Source organism: Chryseobacterium sp. PET-29 (assembly GCF_025736815.1).
Classification (GTDB): domain Bacteria; phylum Bacteroidota; class Bacteroidia; order Flavobacteriales; family Weeksellaceae; genus Chryseobacterium; species Chryseobacterium nepalense.
The window spans coordinates 590,619-606,505 of the sequence record NZ_CP107053.1 but is presented as its reverse complement, the minus strand read 5'-3'; the positions used below and the strand labels follow the sequence as shown (position 1 = coordinate 606,505).

Sequence of the window (15,887 nt, the reverse complement as noted above, 5' to 3'; positions counted from 1 at the left end):
TTGGTAAATTTAGTAAAAGAGCAAAAAAGCTTTGTAAATAGAGGCTTTCCTTCGTCAGGCTCAGGATAAACTAAGCTCAGCCTGACAATGCAAAGTAAAAGTTAGTATTAGAGATGTCATCCTGAGCTTGTCGAAGGATCTTACAATAAAATTTATAATATGAATAAAAACCTCAACATACAACAAATCGACAGAATCATCGAAATGGCATGGGAAGACAGGACTCCGTTTGAAGCCATACAATACCAGTTCGGAATAAGTGAATCGGAAGTGATTGAACTGATGCGTTCGGAACTGAAAGAATCAAGTTTTAAACTTTGGCGGAAAAGGGTAAATTCCGGGATAAGCCAGAAACATTTAAAAAAAAGAAATGAAGAAATCAACCGTTTTAAATGCAGCAGGCAAAGAGTGATCAGCAATAATAAAATTTCGAAAAGATAAGAGGCTTACAATTTATTTATTCTGATTCTTTAATAAAATAATGAAGAAAATTTACAACAACCTATAAAAAACCAAAGCAAAAAGTTCTGCTTTGGTTTAATTGATAATAGAGTTTAAGAATAAATTACTAGCCTTTACTTCAATTTGATCTATTCATATTTAGAAAAATCGACAGCAAATATACATCTGTTGACCTGACTTCCATTTTGTGCTCCTGCATTCGGCTCATATTCCGTGAGGCTCCAGAGGTAACTATATTGAGATTCGTAGTAGAGTGATTCTGCTCCATAAGGCCATCGGTAGCGCACCGTATCGTCGGCTCCGTCTGTATAACGTGCTAATCTAGCATTTGATCCGTAAGAATTGCTTGGAGATCCTGTACATGAGAGCCATGTTCTGTTCCCCTTTCGGAATACGCCCTGTATTCCATGCGCATGATTATCCGGAAAAAGACTATTCTTTGGAGCAACCTCTGAAATTCCGGCATTCTGAAGTATCCCACTTGCATTAATCGGGAAACCAAACACCTTTGGAATAATGGAAGCATCAGCACTACCTGCATAATATTGCCCGGTCCACAACTCAGTTCCTTCTTCATTAACCTGTACAGTAGAAAACGGATTGGCATTATTGATCTTCTGATACCCAACCTGAGGCAATATATATCGATAATTAAAGGCGAATAAATTACCATTGGCATCTTTACCACACTTATCATTGGTGGTATCGCCGGTGCTCACTTCAATGATCTTGTTCAAATCAAACACCCGAACCCCTAAATTGGTACTGCTGAGATATATTTTACCTTTAAAATAAGCTATTCCGCCCGCATGCACATTCAGAGGCGCGTAGGAACCGTATTGTGAATAGGCTGTTGTATTGGCGGGAATATCAGGCTGTACCAACAGCATGTGGCGGTATGTAAGATAGGTGCCTGAACTTGGACTGATGTCAATAAGAGTAATACGGGATCCTTTAAATTCGGCATCATTTTTTGCATACCAGCTTACCAGCAGATAACGGACGCCATCTTTGGTAAATCCTGCAATTCCCTGCGGTCTCCAGATTGATGTTGTTTCATCATCGGTATTCCAGCGGATTCCCCTTACCCTGTTTTCTTCCGGAATATTGAATCCGTAAACCTCTGTGTAGGCACTTCCGCCGATTGCCTGCCGGTTTTTGTCGATCTGAGAAGGATTTAAAAAACTAAAACCGGAGCTGATATAAGCACTTGTATCAACATAGGCATTGACAGTAGCATCCGTAGCTGCTTTATTGGCATGGGTTTGTGATGAAAGCTCTTCTTCCGTTGAAGCTGAAGCCCATTCATTATTCTGGCATCCGACACCTGTAAGAACAAGTAAAAGCATCCAGCCGAGGAGTTGTTTCTGAAGCATAAGCAATTTAAATTTTTAATAGTTATAATTGCCTGCGAAACTATCAGATTCTCTTTTGATTCAGGTCTCGTAATCGTTAATTATGTATTAAGTTTATGATTCCGGAACGGTTGTAAAATCTTCAATACCGAAAATTTCAAGTCTGCTTTAATATAATGTAGCTGCTTTATAAAAACATAAAAAACCTCGCATTTTGCAGGGTATTTATTATTGCTAATGGATTAAAAATCTGCGGGATCGGATCTCTTTAATTTTATTGTTGATAATCGGTTAATATTTTTCCATTCTTCGCATTGATTACTAATGTCCTCACTCTTTTATTTTTTTCTTCTTTAAAAATCCAGACATCTTTATTTACTGATTGAATATGGTTGCTTTTTGTTTTATAATATTGATTTTCTATGCTCTGAAAATCGATATTTTCAAATCCATTTTTTCTTGCTATATTTTCAGCTATTTGTGGAGAAATAAATTTACCTTTTTTTATTTTTGCGCAAATCAAATTAATATTATCAACTTGCAACTTAATAGATGATTTGTCGTATTGTGAAGTATATCTAAAAAAAGTATTATAAAACACTAAACCATTAATAGTAAATTTATATTTATAAATTATTAAATAATCATATTTTTTATCACTATTCATAATTTTGTTGAAATTTGATGTATCAGATAAAGAAAATTTTAGTTTCGTAGGTACAAAGCCTTCGTCCTTTGTCAATTCTCCAAAATTTATATAAGTATTTTTTTCATCCAAATAAAAATTAAAACACTTATTACTATTTTCTACAATGACAGATTCAATAGCCTTATCATTTAGTTTTATTTGAGATTGAAAAAAATAGCTAAACAGAATTAACGTAAATATTATATGCTTTTTTTTCATAAAATTATTTTCCTGAATTTTTCCATTAGAACCACTCTTATAAATTTAAATAATTAAATTGAAAAAAGAATGTTGCACTTTCAGTATCAGATGCTATGAAAAGACGTCTTTAATAAAAATGCTGGTTAATTATAACATACAAAAATCTCACAAAATCCCGAAGCTTTTGTTATTCCTCAAGGATTATAATCTACGAGAGCGCGTCGGGAACATATAATACCCCTTCCGAAGTCGGGATGATCTCAGCTTTATTTCATTATTAGTCATCGTTCCCGTTTCATCTTTCCATGCATAGGTGAACTTATACTGGAAGCCATCCAGGTAATCCGTCTGCAGTCCTCCAAAGAGCTTCTTTATTTTTACTCCGTCTGCCCGGTAACCATAATCCGTTACCTGAGCATTCTAGGTGATCTTCTTCGGTAAATTTAAATAATTATATTCAATGAAGATAAATGATTAGTGTTTTGCTAATAAAAATTCTTTAATAAATATAATTGCTGTATCAAATACAAAACCCATCGCAAAAACGGTGGGCTTATTATTATCAACTCAAAGTCGGGAGACTTTGCGCAGCGGATAAATGCTCACTAACAAAAATAAGATTTCCTTAATAAAAGTGGAGCTGCATTATAAACAAAATGAAGCTGTCTTAAAAGTAAGACAGCCTCTTTCCTATTTTTATTCTTGATTATAGATTATAAATCCACGATCTTGGTTCAATAAAAAATATTTTCTACTAGATCCTCTTGATCAATTGTTAAGTCACTAAAAACTTTCACTTGATTTTTACCGTCCACACAACTCCATAAGATTAATAAACCCTTAACCGGAGTGAATCTATTATTTTGAGAATTCATCAAAAAATTAAAACTATTTAATTTCTGATCACAATTTACTCTATTCACATTCAGTTTTTGATCAAAACCATCATTAGTTATTAAATAAGAACGACATCTATTTGTTTTTTGAAAAACATATGTATATTCGTAATGGCCGTCCCCTTGATAAAAATATTTAATTAAAAAAAAATTATTTCGGTCCTTTAGTTTTAAATTTTTAAATCCTGAGTATAAAAATTTTTTCTCCAAATAAGAATTATCTATTGAATTAATAAATTCAATATTTTCTGACAACTTATTCTGTTTTGCATTAAACTGTGGATTTTTCTTCAGTTCTTCGATAACTAATTTTTTCCATTTGAAAGTCGTAAAAACATAATCACTATTACTTTCAGTCCTATTTTTAGACTTCTGAGCAGAGCATGATACTAATAATATGAAAATGACTAAATATTTTATATACATAGAATTTATTCTGATTGTTCTTTTGGTAATTTTCTGGGAGTTACGTTTTGCTCTTTTCTTAACTTATTTTCTTCGATCCTAACTTCTAATTCATCAATGGGCAACGTATAATTTCTATTATCTGGATCTCTAATAGTCGATTTGATATTTTCATTTACAGTAATGTAGCTGTTTTTATTATTGCTTACGGATTGTAAATCCATGAGATCGGGGCTATGTTATCGTAAATAATTCAAGCTTTTTAGAAGAACCGGATGAGACGAAAAATATCTCTTTAATATTATTGATATTGCCATTGGTAAAAAGCCTCTTAAAAATAATCTTGGTAATGTTTAGAGAAATACAAAGAAGCCAACTTCATTAAGTTGGCTTCTTTGTAATCTTTCAAGGATTATAAGACATTAGTTTATTCTTCATCTTCTAAATTTTCGTATTTATAATCATTAAGAACCAATATCCCAAAATACTTCCATTCAAATTCATCTTGGTAATTAACTCTAATTATTAATTTCTTTTTTGTTTTTTGAAGTACATCTATGGATTTAATTATTTTGTGATGTGACGGATATTTTCCATTTCCATATGGTGACGACGCTATAAATGTATTAGAATTTTCTCTCTTTAAAATAAATCCATCAAACATCCCAAATTTTATTTCCTCTTTAGATTTATAGTTTTGATTATTCAGACATAATATTGTTTGGGAAATTTTATTTGTGTCATCATACTTGTACAAAACTCCTTTATCAGAATCATATTTCAAATACTCATATTTCATTTTTGAAGTATCCTGCTTAAAATAATCAAATATACCTAAATCAATCTTTTGGTTGTTAAGCAGTCCTGATTTATAAGTCACTACAATTGGCTCATAAAATTCCAATATTTGTCCTTTAACACTTCCTGCAAAAAATAATATTAAAAAATATATAAGTATTTTCTTTTTAATTTGTTCCATTACTTATTTTTCTTTTGTTCTTCTCTTACTTGGACAAGTTGATTTACTATCGTTTCCGAACTAGATCCCGATGCTCTTGGAGCTATCAGCTTAAATCCGTCAGCTCCATACTTAGTATGGTCTGTATCTGCATCGCCAGTAGTATTTTCTATATGGGCATAAATTTCATGATAGACCGCTTCTGCTAAATCATAATTACTATACCCCACCTTCTTTTCATTCCCTTTATCATCTGTAAGTGCTGTGGTGTATCTTGAATCGCTACTGTTTTCTTTAAAAAAATTTTCATTTAAAGAGATCAAATGTACATTTTTATCGCCAGATTGGGATATATCAAGATTATTAAACTCTGAAGAATCAGAATAACCTTCTGGTATTGAAACCTTACCATCTTTTGCAAGTCCCATAGATTTAACATCCGTAATTGTTTCTGCCACAGTAGTCGAATTTGTACCAAAATTTTTAGAGTTAATATATATGTCATCCGTTTTACTGGTTCCATACTTATCCCAGATTCTTTTTCCTTCCTGCGTTTTATATAATATATCTTTTGAAGCTTTGAAAGAGCCATTTGCTGTTAAAATAATAATGTCTTTTGTACCACGTCCATCTGGATCAATAAATCTAATTGGATTATTTACTGCATAATTATATGTGCTATGCCTTCTATATTTCTCCGCCAACGGATCCACAACACCCCATCTCCCGATATCCGGCATATACATCCTTGCCCCGTAGTCATACATTCCCGTCTCCTGTAGTTCTTTACCGTTGTACTTATACTTATAGGCATTTTCACTCACTGCCTGAATATTGTGATCAAACAGCATCCCAAAAGGATAATACGTGTTATTGGAAACAATCTCTCCCGGGATGAAAGAATCGATGCAGGTCATGCCTCCGTCTCCTGTAGGATAACAATTCGAGACCCTTGTATCCCTTCCTCTTATCGTTCCGTCGTGATCAGAATCTGCATACCCGATTCGTACATTCCCCAGATGATCAACATAATTGTAAACATACAACCCCAAAAGCGTATCATAATACCCTTCCGAAGTCGGGATGATCCTCAGCTTGATTTCATCATTGGTTGTAGCTCCCGTTTCATCTTCCCAGGCATAGGTAAACTTATACTGGAACCCATCCAGGTAATCCGTCTGCAATCCTCCAAAGAGCTTCTTTACTTTCACCCCGTCTGCACGGTATACATAATCTGTTACCTGAGCGTTTTGGATAATTTTCTTGGGTAAATTTAAATAATTATATTCAATCGAAGAAATATTTTTATCCGGAAAAGAAGTCATATTCCCATTGCTGTCATACCCGATATTGGTTGGGGTGGCTTTATAAGGGAAACCTGAAAAACCGGTAACGGCATCACTAACTTTCTGCAGCCTGTTGCTCAGGTTGTTATTTTCATAGTCGTAGGTAAGATTATCTGCCAGTAAAACTGTCGTTCCTAATTTCTGGGCGGTCCGCTTCATGGTTTTGATATTTCCGTTCAGGTCATAGGTTACCTTTTCGTAATATTCCCTGATCGAAGGATTCATATCGTTCTGGTAAAACCCTGCCGATAAGCGGTTGAGTCCGTCATAGACGTAGCCGTACCTTTTCAGCGGCTCATTTTCCTGAGTGGAGGTCTTCCAGTCTACCTCGGCAATATTCCCGTTGTATTTCGGAAGGACCTGCAAAGAGGTTTCTGAGGTGTCCGGGGCCTGCAATCCTTCCACTTCATTGTATTTAATCTTATACCCGAAAAGATTGTTTCCAAGGCTGTTCGGATCATTGATCTGGGTCATCCAGCCACGAATATTATATTTATAGCTGATATCCTGAAGCGGTGTGGAAACGGATGCTCCGCCCACTTTCTTTCCGGAAAGCTGCGACAGTTCATTATAAGTGTTTCTTGCCAGATATTCCACCGGGTTGCTGTCTACCTGATGGGTATGCGTTAAAAGCCTGTTCTGACTATCATAGGTAAACTTTTCCGTAACGACTTTTTGAGGATCTGTGGTTATCCGTCTATGGTACGTGCTGGTCTGAAGGATGGCGCCCGAAAAATCCATCTTATGATTGGTAACGGTATAGCCTCCCGACTGGTATTGATTTCTTCCCCCGAAACTTCTTCCACGCGTATCATACCAGGTGTAGCTTTTGGTCCATTCATCATTTTCAATATTTTTTACAAAACCCGCCACAGGGAGTCCTTTGGTAGAAATGCCGGTCGAATGGTTATCTGTTAAAAGAGGGTAGGCAAAAGCATTCGTTACCGCAGGAGATCCTGCAGGATAGCTGTCATAATAGTTAACAGACAAAAGCTTGGTAATGGTGTTGGGATAATTACTTGCAGCAGCATTATCATAGTATACACTTGTACCGCTGTTGCTGAAACCTACCGCCGTAGATCTGGTAACATTATTACTTCCTTTTGAATCAACATAGCCCTGCTCTGCTACCCTTCCCGGACTGCCGTAATTCTCAGCGCTCGTGTAAATACCCGTATAGACTATCCTGCCAAATTGATCATATTTGGTAAAAAGCCACTGCTTTGCCCCTCCCATATTGGCATCCTGGGTCATCACCAGCCTGTCCTGCTTGTCATACACCATGTATTCCCAACCTTTGCCCGGAAGCTTCTTTTCTACCAGGCGGTTCCTGCCGTCGTATTTGTACTGGTAGCAGAGGTTGTCCAGATCAGAAGCTGAAAGGGTCTGAGCATTGGAGGCTAAGGGCGGAATGACGTATGCCAGTTGATTGTATTCATTGTACACATAATACGTATCCACTTTTTCCGTGGCGCTGAGCATCTTTCTTACCAACAAAACCTGGCCTTCCCCGTTTTTAAATTCAATGGTCTGGTTTCCGTCTTCATCAGTTACCGTGTTTTTATAGAGCTGTGCGGCCAGATAATTCGCACTCTGGCTGATTTGTGAACTGGTAGCTCCATTAACCCAGCTGGTTACCGTGGTGTATTTTTTAACGGCATCTTCAGCCGTATTTGCATCATAACCAAACTGTACGGGTTTAGTATCCCACGCATTTCCCACCTGCTTCTGTTGTAAGAGCCTGTCTAAAGGTGAGCTTTCCAGGATTTTCTCTGAAAAGATCTTCTCAGAACCGTACAGCGTGGGCTGGGTAGCATTGCTCAATGGAGATGTGTAGATTGCTCCATTCTGGGTTCCCTGCTGGGGAACCGGAAGGTAGTCTTTCACCTGTCTTCCAAAACCGTCGTATTCGATATGGGTGACCACATCTTTCCCCGTTGGGGAAGCTTTGACATTCACCACCTGCTTGGGTCTTCCCAATCCGTCGAAATACTGAACGGTTTCTGCGGATTTGGTGGGTGTTGTTCCGTTATAATCCAGATAGGTTTTGGAATACACGTAGTTTTCTGTAGTGGTCAGCTGTGCCTGGGATAAACCAGATATCAGCAAAGCGCCTATAGGAATTAATATTTTTTTCATCGTATTAGTTTTTGTAGTTGTACTTGAATTCTTTTAACAGCTTTCCGGTCTGGCCTTCTCTTACTTCTTTCAGCCTGCCCGCGGAATCATAGAGATACACTTCCCGGATTCCTGAAGGAGGGGTAATGCTGGTTACCCCGATCAATGGATCATAAGTGTAGGTACTAATCTGGTAATTAACCATTGTACTGTCTTTCCTGAAATTATCCAAAGCTGTGATCAATGCTGCTTCATTGGAAGGATCGGAAGCATCAAGGTCGGAAGCTGAGATAATGGCCGCCGCCAGACTGCTTACCTGGGCATAGGTTGCTCCCACGATTTTAGCAATAGGCTGGGCCTGGTTATACCCCCATACAATGGCAGTAGGAATACCGTCTTTCGTGGTATACTGCTTTAGGTTGCCTTTGGAATCATATTGATTATAGGTGATTTCCGTGGAAATTGTATTTAAAAGATTGGTAGACTTAACTTCAGTAGGCAGTGGTAGTCCAGAAGTTTTTGTATCGGCTTCTGATTGATTGAGAGGATAAATAGTTTCTATCTTAGAAATTGTTTTTCCTATATCCTGGGCATTGATTTTTTTTGTAGCGACAGTTTCTAGTGGCACTCCGATAATATTATTGGTGATCAGATACGTGTTATTTTTATCAGATGCATAGTTATAACTGATTTCATTCACTGAGTTATCAGGATAGGTTGTACGGGAGGATTTTAACTTTAAATTTGTTAAGTTATAAGTATAATCGCTGGTGGTTGTCAGGATTTTTTCGTTTGCATTTGAATCGTAATAATCTTTGTTTATTGAATTTGTAAGTTCTGCCCAGCCGAACGTATCTTTTTTCCTGTAATAGCCAATATAGTTAGCTGGTTTTCCACATGACGACGCATTAGAGCATCTGATATCACTGCCACAAAAAGGAGCTGAAAATGCCGAAAGCAAATCCGAATACGACAAGTAAGTACTAGCATAAGGGCAATCAAAATTGAAATAATATAAAGATAATCCTGTAACTTCTACATAATCATGGAAATTATAATTATTGCTGATTGTGTTCAATAATTTGTTGTTATTATTATACTTTTTATCTGAAAGAAGAAGCCCTCTTTTATAGTCCTGATTACTTGTTTCTATGAAAGGATAACTTACAGCAATTGCTGGAAATTGTTCAGGATAATCAATAGGAGATGTATAGGTGTATTCTGTTTTACCTTTCCCCTGTTCAGTAACAGTTACATTTTTATACCCGACATCAGAGCCTTTTGTTACAATAGCAGAGAGGTTGTTAAGTTCTGTTTGAACTTTATATGTTACATATCTCCAGTCAACATTTAAACCACACGAAGTCCCAAACTCTTTAAATTTTCTATTTACCTGATACTCCATTACAGGTTTTGGATAAACCAGAGAACCGCTGCTCTTAGTATTATCATCAAACAAGTGATACTGATAAGAAAGCTTTCTTTCAAAACCAATTGGATAAGTATGCAATTTAATATCATTATCATTTATAGTGGGGCTTCCTTTGAAATAATAAATATTTTTAATCCTGATTCCTCCTCCATAAAGCCACTTATTGATTTGTGCATTTAAGGTTTTCCCATAGATATCAATATGGGCAGTTCCGGTTACAGGTAAGTTACTTACCGGATTTTGCCCAACCTGGGCTTGATGATTCCATCTGAATCCAATTCTATAAGTATATCCTTCTTCTAATAGATATTCATTGTAACATTCTGGCCCTGCTGTCAGTGAGGTTGAAGAAACTAAGTTCTGATTTTGATATTTGTATAAATTTAAAAAGCCCGCAATACCTGAGTTGTTATCAATAATAGCTTTTATAAGCAATCTCTTATCAGTTAATATTAATCCAAGATCATAAAACTGCTCAACGCTGTTACTGCTGTTTAAATTTGTATTATTGATGTGAGAGATTGTCCAGTTATCCGAATTATTTAATATTTCATTATCTGCACTTGTATCTCCTATAAAGGAATAAGTATTAGGTTCATATTCAAAAACGGCAGATCCTTTGGTAGGATAAATAATTTGCGTAAGAACATCCTTTGCGATATTCTGCTTATCTACTTCATTATTAGAGAATCCTGCTAACGGATCATCACAAAAATTTTCTGCAGATCTGTAATACCCCCATAAATCTTTAGAAAAGCCCTGATAGGATTGAAGGTTATTAAAGTATTTAAATCCATATTTTAAAATTTCATTATCACTTGCTGTTTTATTGATAATTTCTTTTAAAAACAGCTTGTGATAGAAATCATAATTAAAAACAAAACTTTTAATTTCTACGTTATTCCAATTCTTAACAGTAATTTTCTTAAGATAAGGCGCTTCACTTTGCTGAAGAATATTTTCATCCTGCCTGTTGCCTTTTTCAAAACTGAAATAAATACGAGCTTTATCAATAATGTTTATTTGCTGGAGTACTTTACTTTTTGTTTCTGTTGTAGTACTTGTAGAAACTTGTAATGGCAATAGATTATTGGGTATGTAATTGCCACAGTTTCCCATTTGGTGAATACTCAGATATGTTTGTGAATTTACCGGCGTAAAATCTCTGGCCATAACAGGCTCATTTTTCACAATATTATTTCTTACATTTTTCTCCACAAAAACATTACCATCATACATTAATTCTGCAATAAGATTATTTTGGAATTTTATTTTTGATAAATGGAAAGCACTTATGTAGTCGTTATATTGTTTACTTCCTGACGTAAAATCCAAAGAAGGATCAAGAAGCTGATTATGGGAAAAGGTAAAGTTACTTGAAGTCTCTTTAATATCAAACGTAAAGGTATATCCTTTTTCATCAACGATTTCAAATTTTTTATTAATATCATCGTACGTTATTTTTAAAGTGTCAGTGGTTAACTTTTTGACTTGATAAGTCCCATTAGTAAGCTTTACTATAATAAACCGACCGCTATATCCCATAAAATTGTATTGATACAGATCATACTCCGTGTCAAATCTCTGTTTTTCACTGGCTTCAAAAAAGAAGTTATTGATATTATAATCATCGTGATCAAATGAATAATTGTCATCAAGAACATTAATTATGTCATTATAAGAATTAAAATAAATGCCTTTTTTTTGAGAAGCAACATCGTTGTAATCATCAGGATAACCACCTCTTATTGTTCTGGATATTGTACCTCCGGCAAACAAGCTCCAGCCGAGGCCTGTATCTCCGGCTACTTCATTATGTTTAATTGATAATGGGTGATATTTTAGGGATATATCAAAATTTAAGTTTCCTTCAACTCCGTATATTGGAATTGAAATATCAGGAATACCATTATAGTTACTTACCGGGGTCTCTTCAAATTTCATCAAAGCTGCAACCGTTGGAGATGCAGGGATTACCTGGGGTACATGATTATCTGTAGAGGTTGTGTTGGGACTTTGCCCGAAAAATGTATATAAAAATAGTACAAAAATTAAAGTATACGATTTCTTTTTCATATGTATGTTACTTCTTAATCAATTTAGCACTCGCTGTTTTGTTATCATTGGTTTTCACCGTTACCAGATACGCTCCCTGAATCAGGTTCTGCGTATTGATCTTCGTGACTTTATTTTTTGTTTTCAGGCTCTGCAATTGTCTTCCGCCCATATCATACACAACAATTTCTGCCTCGAACCCCTGCCCTGAGCCTGTCGAAGGGATTCCAATCTCCACATACGCATAATCTGATACAGGATTTGGATAGATCTTAATATCCTGCTTTTCAATCAGCTGGTCAATCTGCCTGTCACCCAGCTTTACGATCTTCCAGTTTTCTTTGCCAAGCTCTTCGGCGCTCGTCCCAGCCAAAACAATCGAACCGTCTCTGTTTAGTTTTATATCCGAAAGTCGTTCCTCTCTTTTCCTGGATTCTCCTTTTACATGCTTTCGCCACTGCTCATTGCCATTCTGATCCAGATACAGCATCCAGAACGTTTCATCATCACTTTCTATCCTTCCTTCAGCCTGGGTATAGCCTCCCAATAAAACGCCTTTAGACTTCCCGCTTCCATCTTCCTGCTTCCCGGCTATTACACTCATTCCCATCAATACATCCCGGTTCTTGAAATTGTAGGATTTCTGCCAGATCTCTTCTCCTCTTTCGTTGAGTGAGATCAGCCATAAATCCGTTCCTTCTTCGATGCCTACGGTTTTATTCCCTGACCGTTCCGATCTTGATTCGCCTCCGATTAAATAACCTGTAGAGGTTAAAGCTAATGTTCTCAAATGGTCATCGCCCTTTCCTCCGAAATTCTTTTCCCATTCTACTTTGCCGTCTTTATTGAGCTTGATGATCCAGTAATCACCCTCCCCAAAATTGCCGCTGGCTTTTGGCATCTGGCTGCTGGCTTTACTTCCCGCTTCCGGCATCCCGCTTCCAGCTACCGCTCCGCTTCTGGAATACACGCCCAGCAATGCGCCGCCGTCTTTCGTAGGAATCATTTTCTCTACTTCATCCAAGCCTTTTCCTCCTAAAATAAGTTGCGATAATTCTTTTCCGTTTTTATCTAATTTAACGACCAAAACATCTTTGGATCCGTAACCTTTTGCTGAATTCTGGACATTTCCTGCCACAAAGAATCCCATATCCGTTGTCTGAATTACCGCTCTGGCTTCTTCATCCGAATTACTTCCAATCGTTTTCTGCCACAATTCATCCCCGAATTCGTTGATGCGAATCAGCCAAAAATCGCTTCCGCCTTTGGAATCTTCCTTCTTGTCTAAGCCTTTCCCGCTGAATGAAGTTCCTGCTAAAACGAATCCACCGTCCTGAGTGTTCACCGTAGCCGAAAGGAAATCATGGTTTTGCCCCGAGAAATATTTCTCCCAGACTTCTTCGCCCTGCTGGTTGAGTTTAACCAAATGAAAATCGTAACCGTTGTTGGGCTGCTGGTTGTTGGCTAAAGCAGCGGTCCCTGAGGCTCTCGAAGGAGTGGTCCCTGAGCTTGTCGAAGGGATGCTGCTTCCTGTTATTAAATACTGCTGGTCGATAGTGGTGGTAACCTGGGAAAGAAAATCCTGGGTGGAGGATTTAATGTCTTTCTGCCAGATCACTTCCTGGGCAGAAACCCCCAGAACAGAGCACAAGAACAGTGCTCCTGAGTAGATTTTATTCATTCCTAATGTTTATTTCGAGTTGTTGATTATTAATTTTAAATCGCCGCAAAAATACTTATTTTATACAAGCTGGGGAAAAACTACAATATCAATTTATTATGAATTTGATCAGATAAAATATTTCCCCTTATTATAAATATCATTTGCAAAACTATAATCCATTAACGACAGAACATGTCGTTTCTTATATTAACATGATGAGAAAAGGAACAAAAGTTGCAGTTGTAATAGACTTACTTTTACCTATCTTTGTTATATTTATGACTCCTGAACATTCAACAGATAATATTTTCAGTCCTGATTTAATCATACAGGCACTGGCCTCCTCTCCTGCACCAACTGCCATATATTCAGGTGAAAATATGATCATCCGCTTTGCAAATGAAGGCATGCTGGCTTTATGGGGAAAAGATTCGTCTGCAATCGGTAAACCCTTAATGGAGGCGATTCCGGAGTTGGAGGGACAGCCCTTTTTGGGATTATTACAGCAGGTCTGGCGTTCCGGTAAAACCTACTCTATATCGGAGGCTCCTGCAAAACTGATCAAAAACGGACAGGAAATGCTCGATTATTTTGATTATGAATACAAAGCACTTACTGATCAAAACAATAAAACATGGTGCATACTTAATACAGCACTTAATGTAACTTCGCGCCGTGAATTTTTACAGCAGATACGAGAGAAAGAAGAAAGAGAACATGCACTCAATGAGGAAATGGCTGCTACCCTTGAAGAGCTGACTTCCACTAATGAAGAACTCAGTGATTCTATAAAACAACTTGCACACAGCAGGGAGTACATACGAACGATTATTGAACAGGCTCCTGTTGGAATTGCAATGCTGAAGGGACCAGACCACATCATTGAAATTGCCAATCCTGCCATCCTTAGCATTTGGGGCCGCAAGGAGTCGGAACTTGTTGGCTTTCCCCATGAGGAAGCCCGCCCCGAACTACAGGGACAACCCGTTAACAAATGGCTCAGAGAAGTTTACAATAGTGGAAAACCTAAGATAAATAATGAATTTACAGTCAGATTACGGCACAATGATGGCTTAAGAGAAGCTATTGTCAATTCCATATATCAGCCTATATTTTCTGAAGGAACTATTTCCGGAGTTCTTATCATTCTTGAAGAAATTACTCAGCAGGTTTTAGAGCGCCGCAAAAGTCAGAATGATCAGCAAATGCTTGCTCTTGCCATTGATGCCGGAGCACTTGCCACTTTCTATTATCAACCCGCAACCAACCTCTTTTCCGGGAATTCCTTACTTAATAATTGGTTTGGATTGTCATCAGAAGAAAATTTAGACTTATCTATTGCATTACAGGTCATTCTGCCTGAAGATAGAAACAGGGTTATTAATGCTATCACCAATGCTCTCAGTAAAGAATCTGACGGCCATTATTTTATTGAGTACCGAATACAAAATAACACCGATAAAAAAATAAGGCTGCTACAGGCGAACGGAAGAGTTTTTTATGACTCACAGGGCAATCCTTTAAGCCTTAACGGTACGCTTAGAGATATTACGGAACAGAAGAAAGAAGAACAGCGAAAAGATGATTTTATGGGAATGGTGAGCCATGAACTTAAAACACCACTCACCTCATTGAAAGCTTACCTTCAGCTGTTGCAAAGAACGAAAGCAAACGAGGAAAATTCCAGACATCAAATTATGCTGGAAAAATCTGTAAAGCAGGTGGATTATATGAACAATATGATCAATGGTTTTCTTAATGTATCAAGACTCGATTCCGGACAAATGCACATTGAAAAAACAGTCTTCGATTTTCAGTCATTATTCACGGAAATTGAACATGAGATTCTTTCCACCAACCATAGCCGCAGCTTTATTTTCAGAGCTTCCGGTCAAACATTAATCAATGCAGACCGCGACAAAATATCGCAGGTTATCCATAACCTTATCGGAAACGCCATAAAATACTCACCTGTCAATACATCGGTCATTATTGAATATGCAGCCATCGGCCAAAATAGCTTACAAGTTACTGTTACCGATCACGGAATCGGAATCTCCGAAGAAGATCAGCAACGAATTTTTGAACGTTATTACCGTGTAAAAGACATTAATAGCAGAACGACATCGGGATTTGGTATAGGACTTTACCTTTGTAAAGAAATTATTGATCTTCATAACGGTACAATAGAGGTCCAGAGTTCAAAGATGGAAGGTACCACATTTGCATTCGTTTTACCGATTGAGTGACAAAACCTCCCAGCTAAGTATCTGTCTGTAAATATATACCGGAATTCCTACAAAGAAAA

At 37.0% G+C, this 15,887-nt stretch carries 10 protein-coding genes; 2 read left to right on the top strand and 8 right to left on the bottom strand.

The genetic code is table 11. The features are described 5' to 3' along the window. Nucleotides 1-159: 159 nt before the first annotated feature. Nucleotides 160-441: a TIGR03643 family protein gene (locus ODE14_RS02580; protein WP_263602859.1), complete on the top strand. Its 282-nt coding sequence runs from the start codon at nucleotides 160-162 to the stop codon at nucleotides 439-441. A gap of 149 nt (nucleotides 442-590) precedes the next feature. Here the strand turns inward: ODE14_RS02580 and ODE14_RS02575 are convergent, their stop codons facing one another. The 8 genes from ODE14_RS02575 to ODE14_RS02540 form a co-directional block, all read right to left on the bottom strand. Next, nucleotides 591-1,838, bottom strand: coding sequence for a hypothetical protein (locus ODE14_RS02575; protein WP_263602858.1), 1,248 nt, complete (start codon nucleotides 1,836-1,838; stop codon nucleotides 591-593). A 253-nt stretch (nucleotides 1,839-2,091) separates the two neighbouring features. After that, nucleotides 2,092-2,724, bottom strand: a complete 633-nt coding sequence (locus ODE14_RS02570) for a hypothetical protein (protein ID WP_263602857.1) — start codon at nucleotides 2,722-2,724, stop codon at nucleotides 2,092-2,094. Nucleotides 2,725-3,440: 716 nt separating this feature from the next. Beyond that, nucleotides 3,441-4,028 carry a hypothetical protein gene (locus ODE14_RS02565; protein WP_263602856.1) on the bottom strand — a complete coding sequence of 196 codons (588 nt, stop codon included), beginning with the start codon at nucleotides 4,026-4,028 and terminating at the stop codon, nucleotides 3,441-3,443. Nucleotides 4,029-4,033: 5 nt separating this feature from the next. After that, on the bottom strand, nucleotides 4,034-4,231 hold the full coding sequence (locus tag ODE14_RS02560) for a hypothetical protein (RefSeq protein ID WP_263602855.1): 198 nt from the start codon (nucleotides 4,229-4,231) through the stop codon (nucleotides 4,034-4,036). 203 nt (nucleotides 4,232-4,434) lie between these two features. Then, on the bottom strand, nucleotides 4,435-4,986 hold the full coding sequence (locus ODE14_RS02555) for a hypothetical protein (protein ID WP_263602854.1): 552 nt from the start codon (nucleotides 4,984-4,986) through the stop codon (nucleotides 4,435-4,437). Next, nucleotides 4,986-8,450 (bottom strand): RHS repeat-associated core domain-containing protein, encoded by a 3,465-nt coding sequence (locus ODE14_RS02550; protein WP_263602853.1) that lies wholly within the window; start codon nucleotides 8,448-8,450, stop codon nucleotides 4,986-4,988. The genes ODE14_RS02555 and ODE14_RS02550 overlap by 1 nt, the downstream gene beginning before the upstream one ends. A gap of 4 nt (nucleotides 8,451-8,454) precedes the next feature. Beyond that, nucleotides 8,455-11,937: a hypothetical protein gene (locus tag ODE14_RS02545; RefSeq protein ID WP_263602852.1), complete on the bottom strand. Its 3,483-nt coding sequence runs from the start codon at nucleotides 11,935-11,937 to the stop codon at nucleotides 8,455-8,457. Between the two features lie 7 nt (nucleotides 11,938-11,944). Next, on the bottom strand, nucleotides 11,945-13,597 hold the full coding sequence (locus ODE14_RS02540; protein WP_263602851.1) for a T9SS type A sorting domain-containing protein: 1,653 nt from the start codon (nucleotides 13,595-13,597) through the stop codon (nucleotides 11,945-11,947). Between the two features lie 143 nt (nucleotides 13,598-13,740). Between ODE14_RS02540 and ODE14_RS02535 the strand changes: the two genes are divergently transcribed. Further along, the gene (locus ODE14_RS02535) at nucleotides 13,741-15,828 is read left to right on the top strand and encodes an ATP-binding protein (RefSeq protein WP_263602850.1); all 2,088 of its coding nucleotides are present in this window, start codon (nucleotides 13,741-13,743) and stop codon (nucleotides 15,826-15,828) included. The last annotated feature ends 59 nt before the right edge of the window (nucleotides 15,829-15,887 follow it).

Excerpts from the sequence above, each read along its gene's own strand:
- ODE14_RS02555 (WP_263602854.1), bottom strand. The coding sequence starts at position 4,986 with ATGGAACAAATTAAAAAGAAAATACTTATATATTTTTTAATATTATTT.
- ODE14_RS02580 (WP_263602859.1), top strand. The coding sequence starts at position 160 with ATGAATAAAAACCTCAACATACAACAAATCGACAGAATCATCGAAATG.
- ODE14_RS02575 (WP_263602858.1), bottom strand. The coding sequence starts at position 1,838 with ATGCTTCAGAAACAACTCCTCGGCTGGATGCTTTTACTTGTTCTTACA.
- ODE14_RS02570 (WP_263602857.1), bottom strand. The coding sequence starts at position 2,724 with ATGAAAAAAAAGCATATAATATTTACGTTAATTCTGTTTAGCTATTTT.
- ODE14_RS02565 (WP_263602856.1), bottom strand. The coding sequence starts at position 4,028 with ATGTATATAAAATATTTAGTCATTTTCATATTATTAGTATCATGCTCT.
- ODE14_RS02545 (WP_263602852.1), bottom strand. The coding sequence starts at position 11,937 with ATGAAAAAGAAATCGTATACTTTAATTTTTGTACTATTTTTATATACA.
- ODE14_RS02550 (WP_263602853.1), bottom strand. The coding sequence starts at position 8,450 with ATGAAAAAAATATTAATTCCTATAGGCGCTTTGCTGATATCTGGTTTA.
- ODE14_RS02560 (WP_263602855.1), bottom strand. The coding sequence starts at position 4,231 with ATGGATTTACAATCCGTAAGCAATAATAAAAACAGCTACATTACTGTA.
- ODE14_RS02540 (WP_263602851.1), bottom strand. The coding sequence starts at position 13,597 with ATGAATAAAATCTACTCAGGAGCACTGTTCTTGTGCTCTGTTCTGGGG.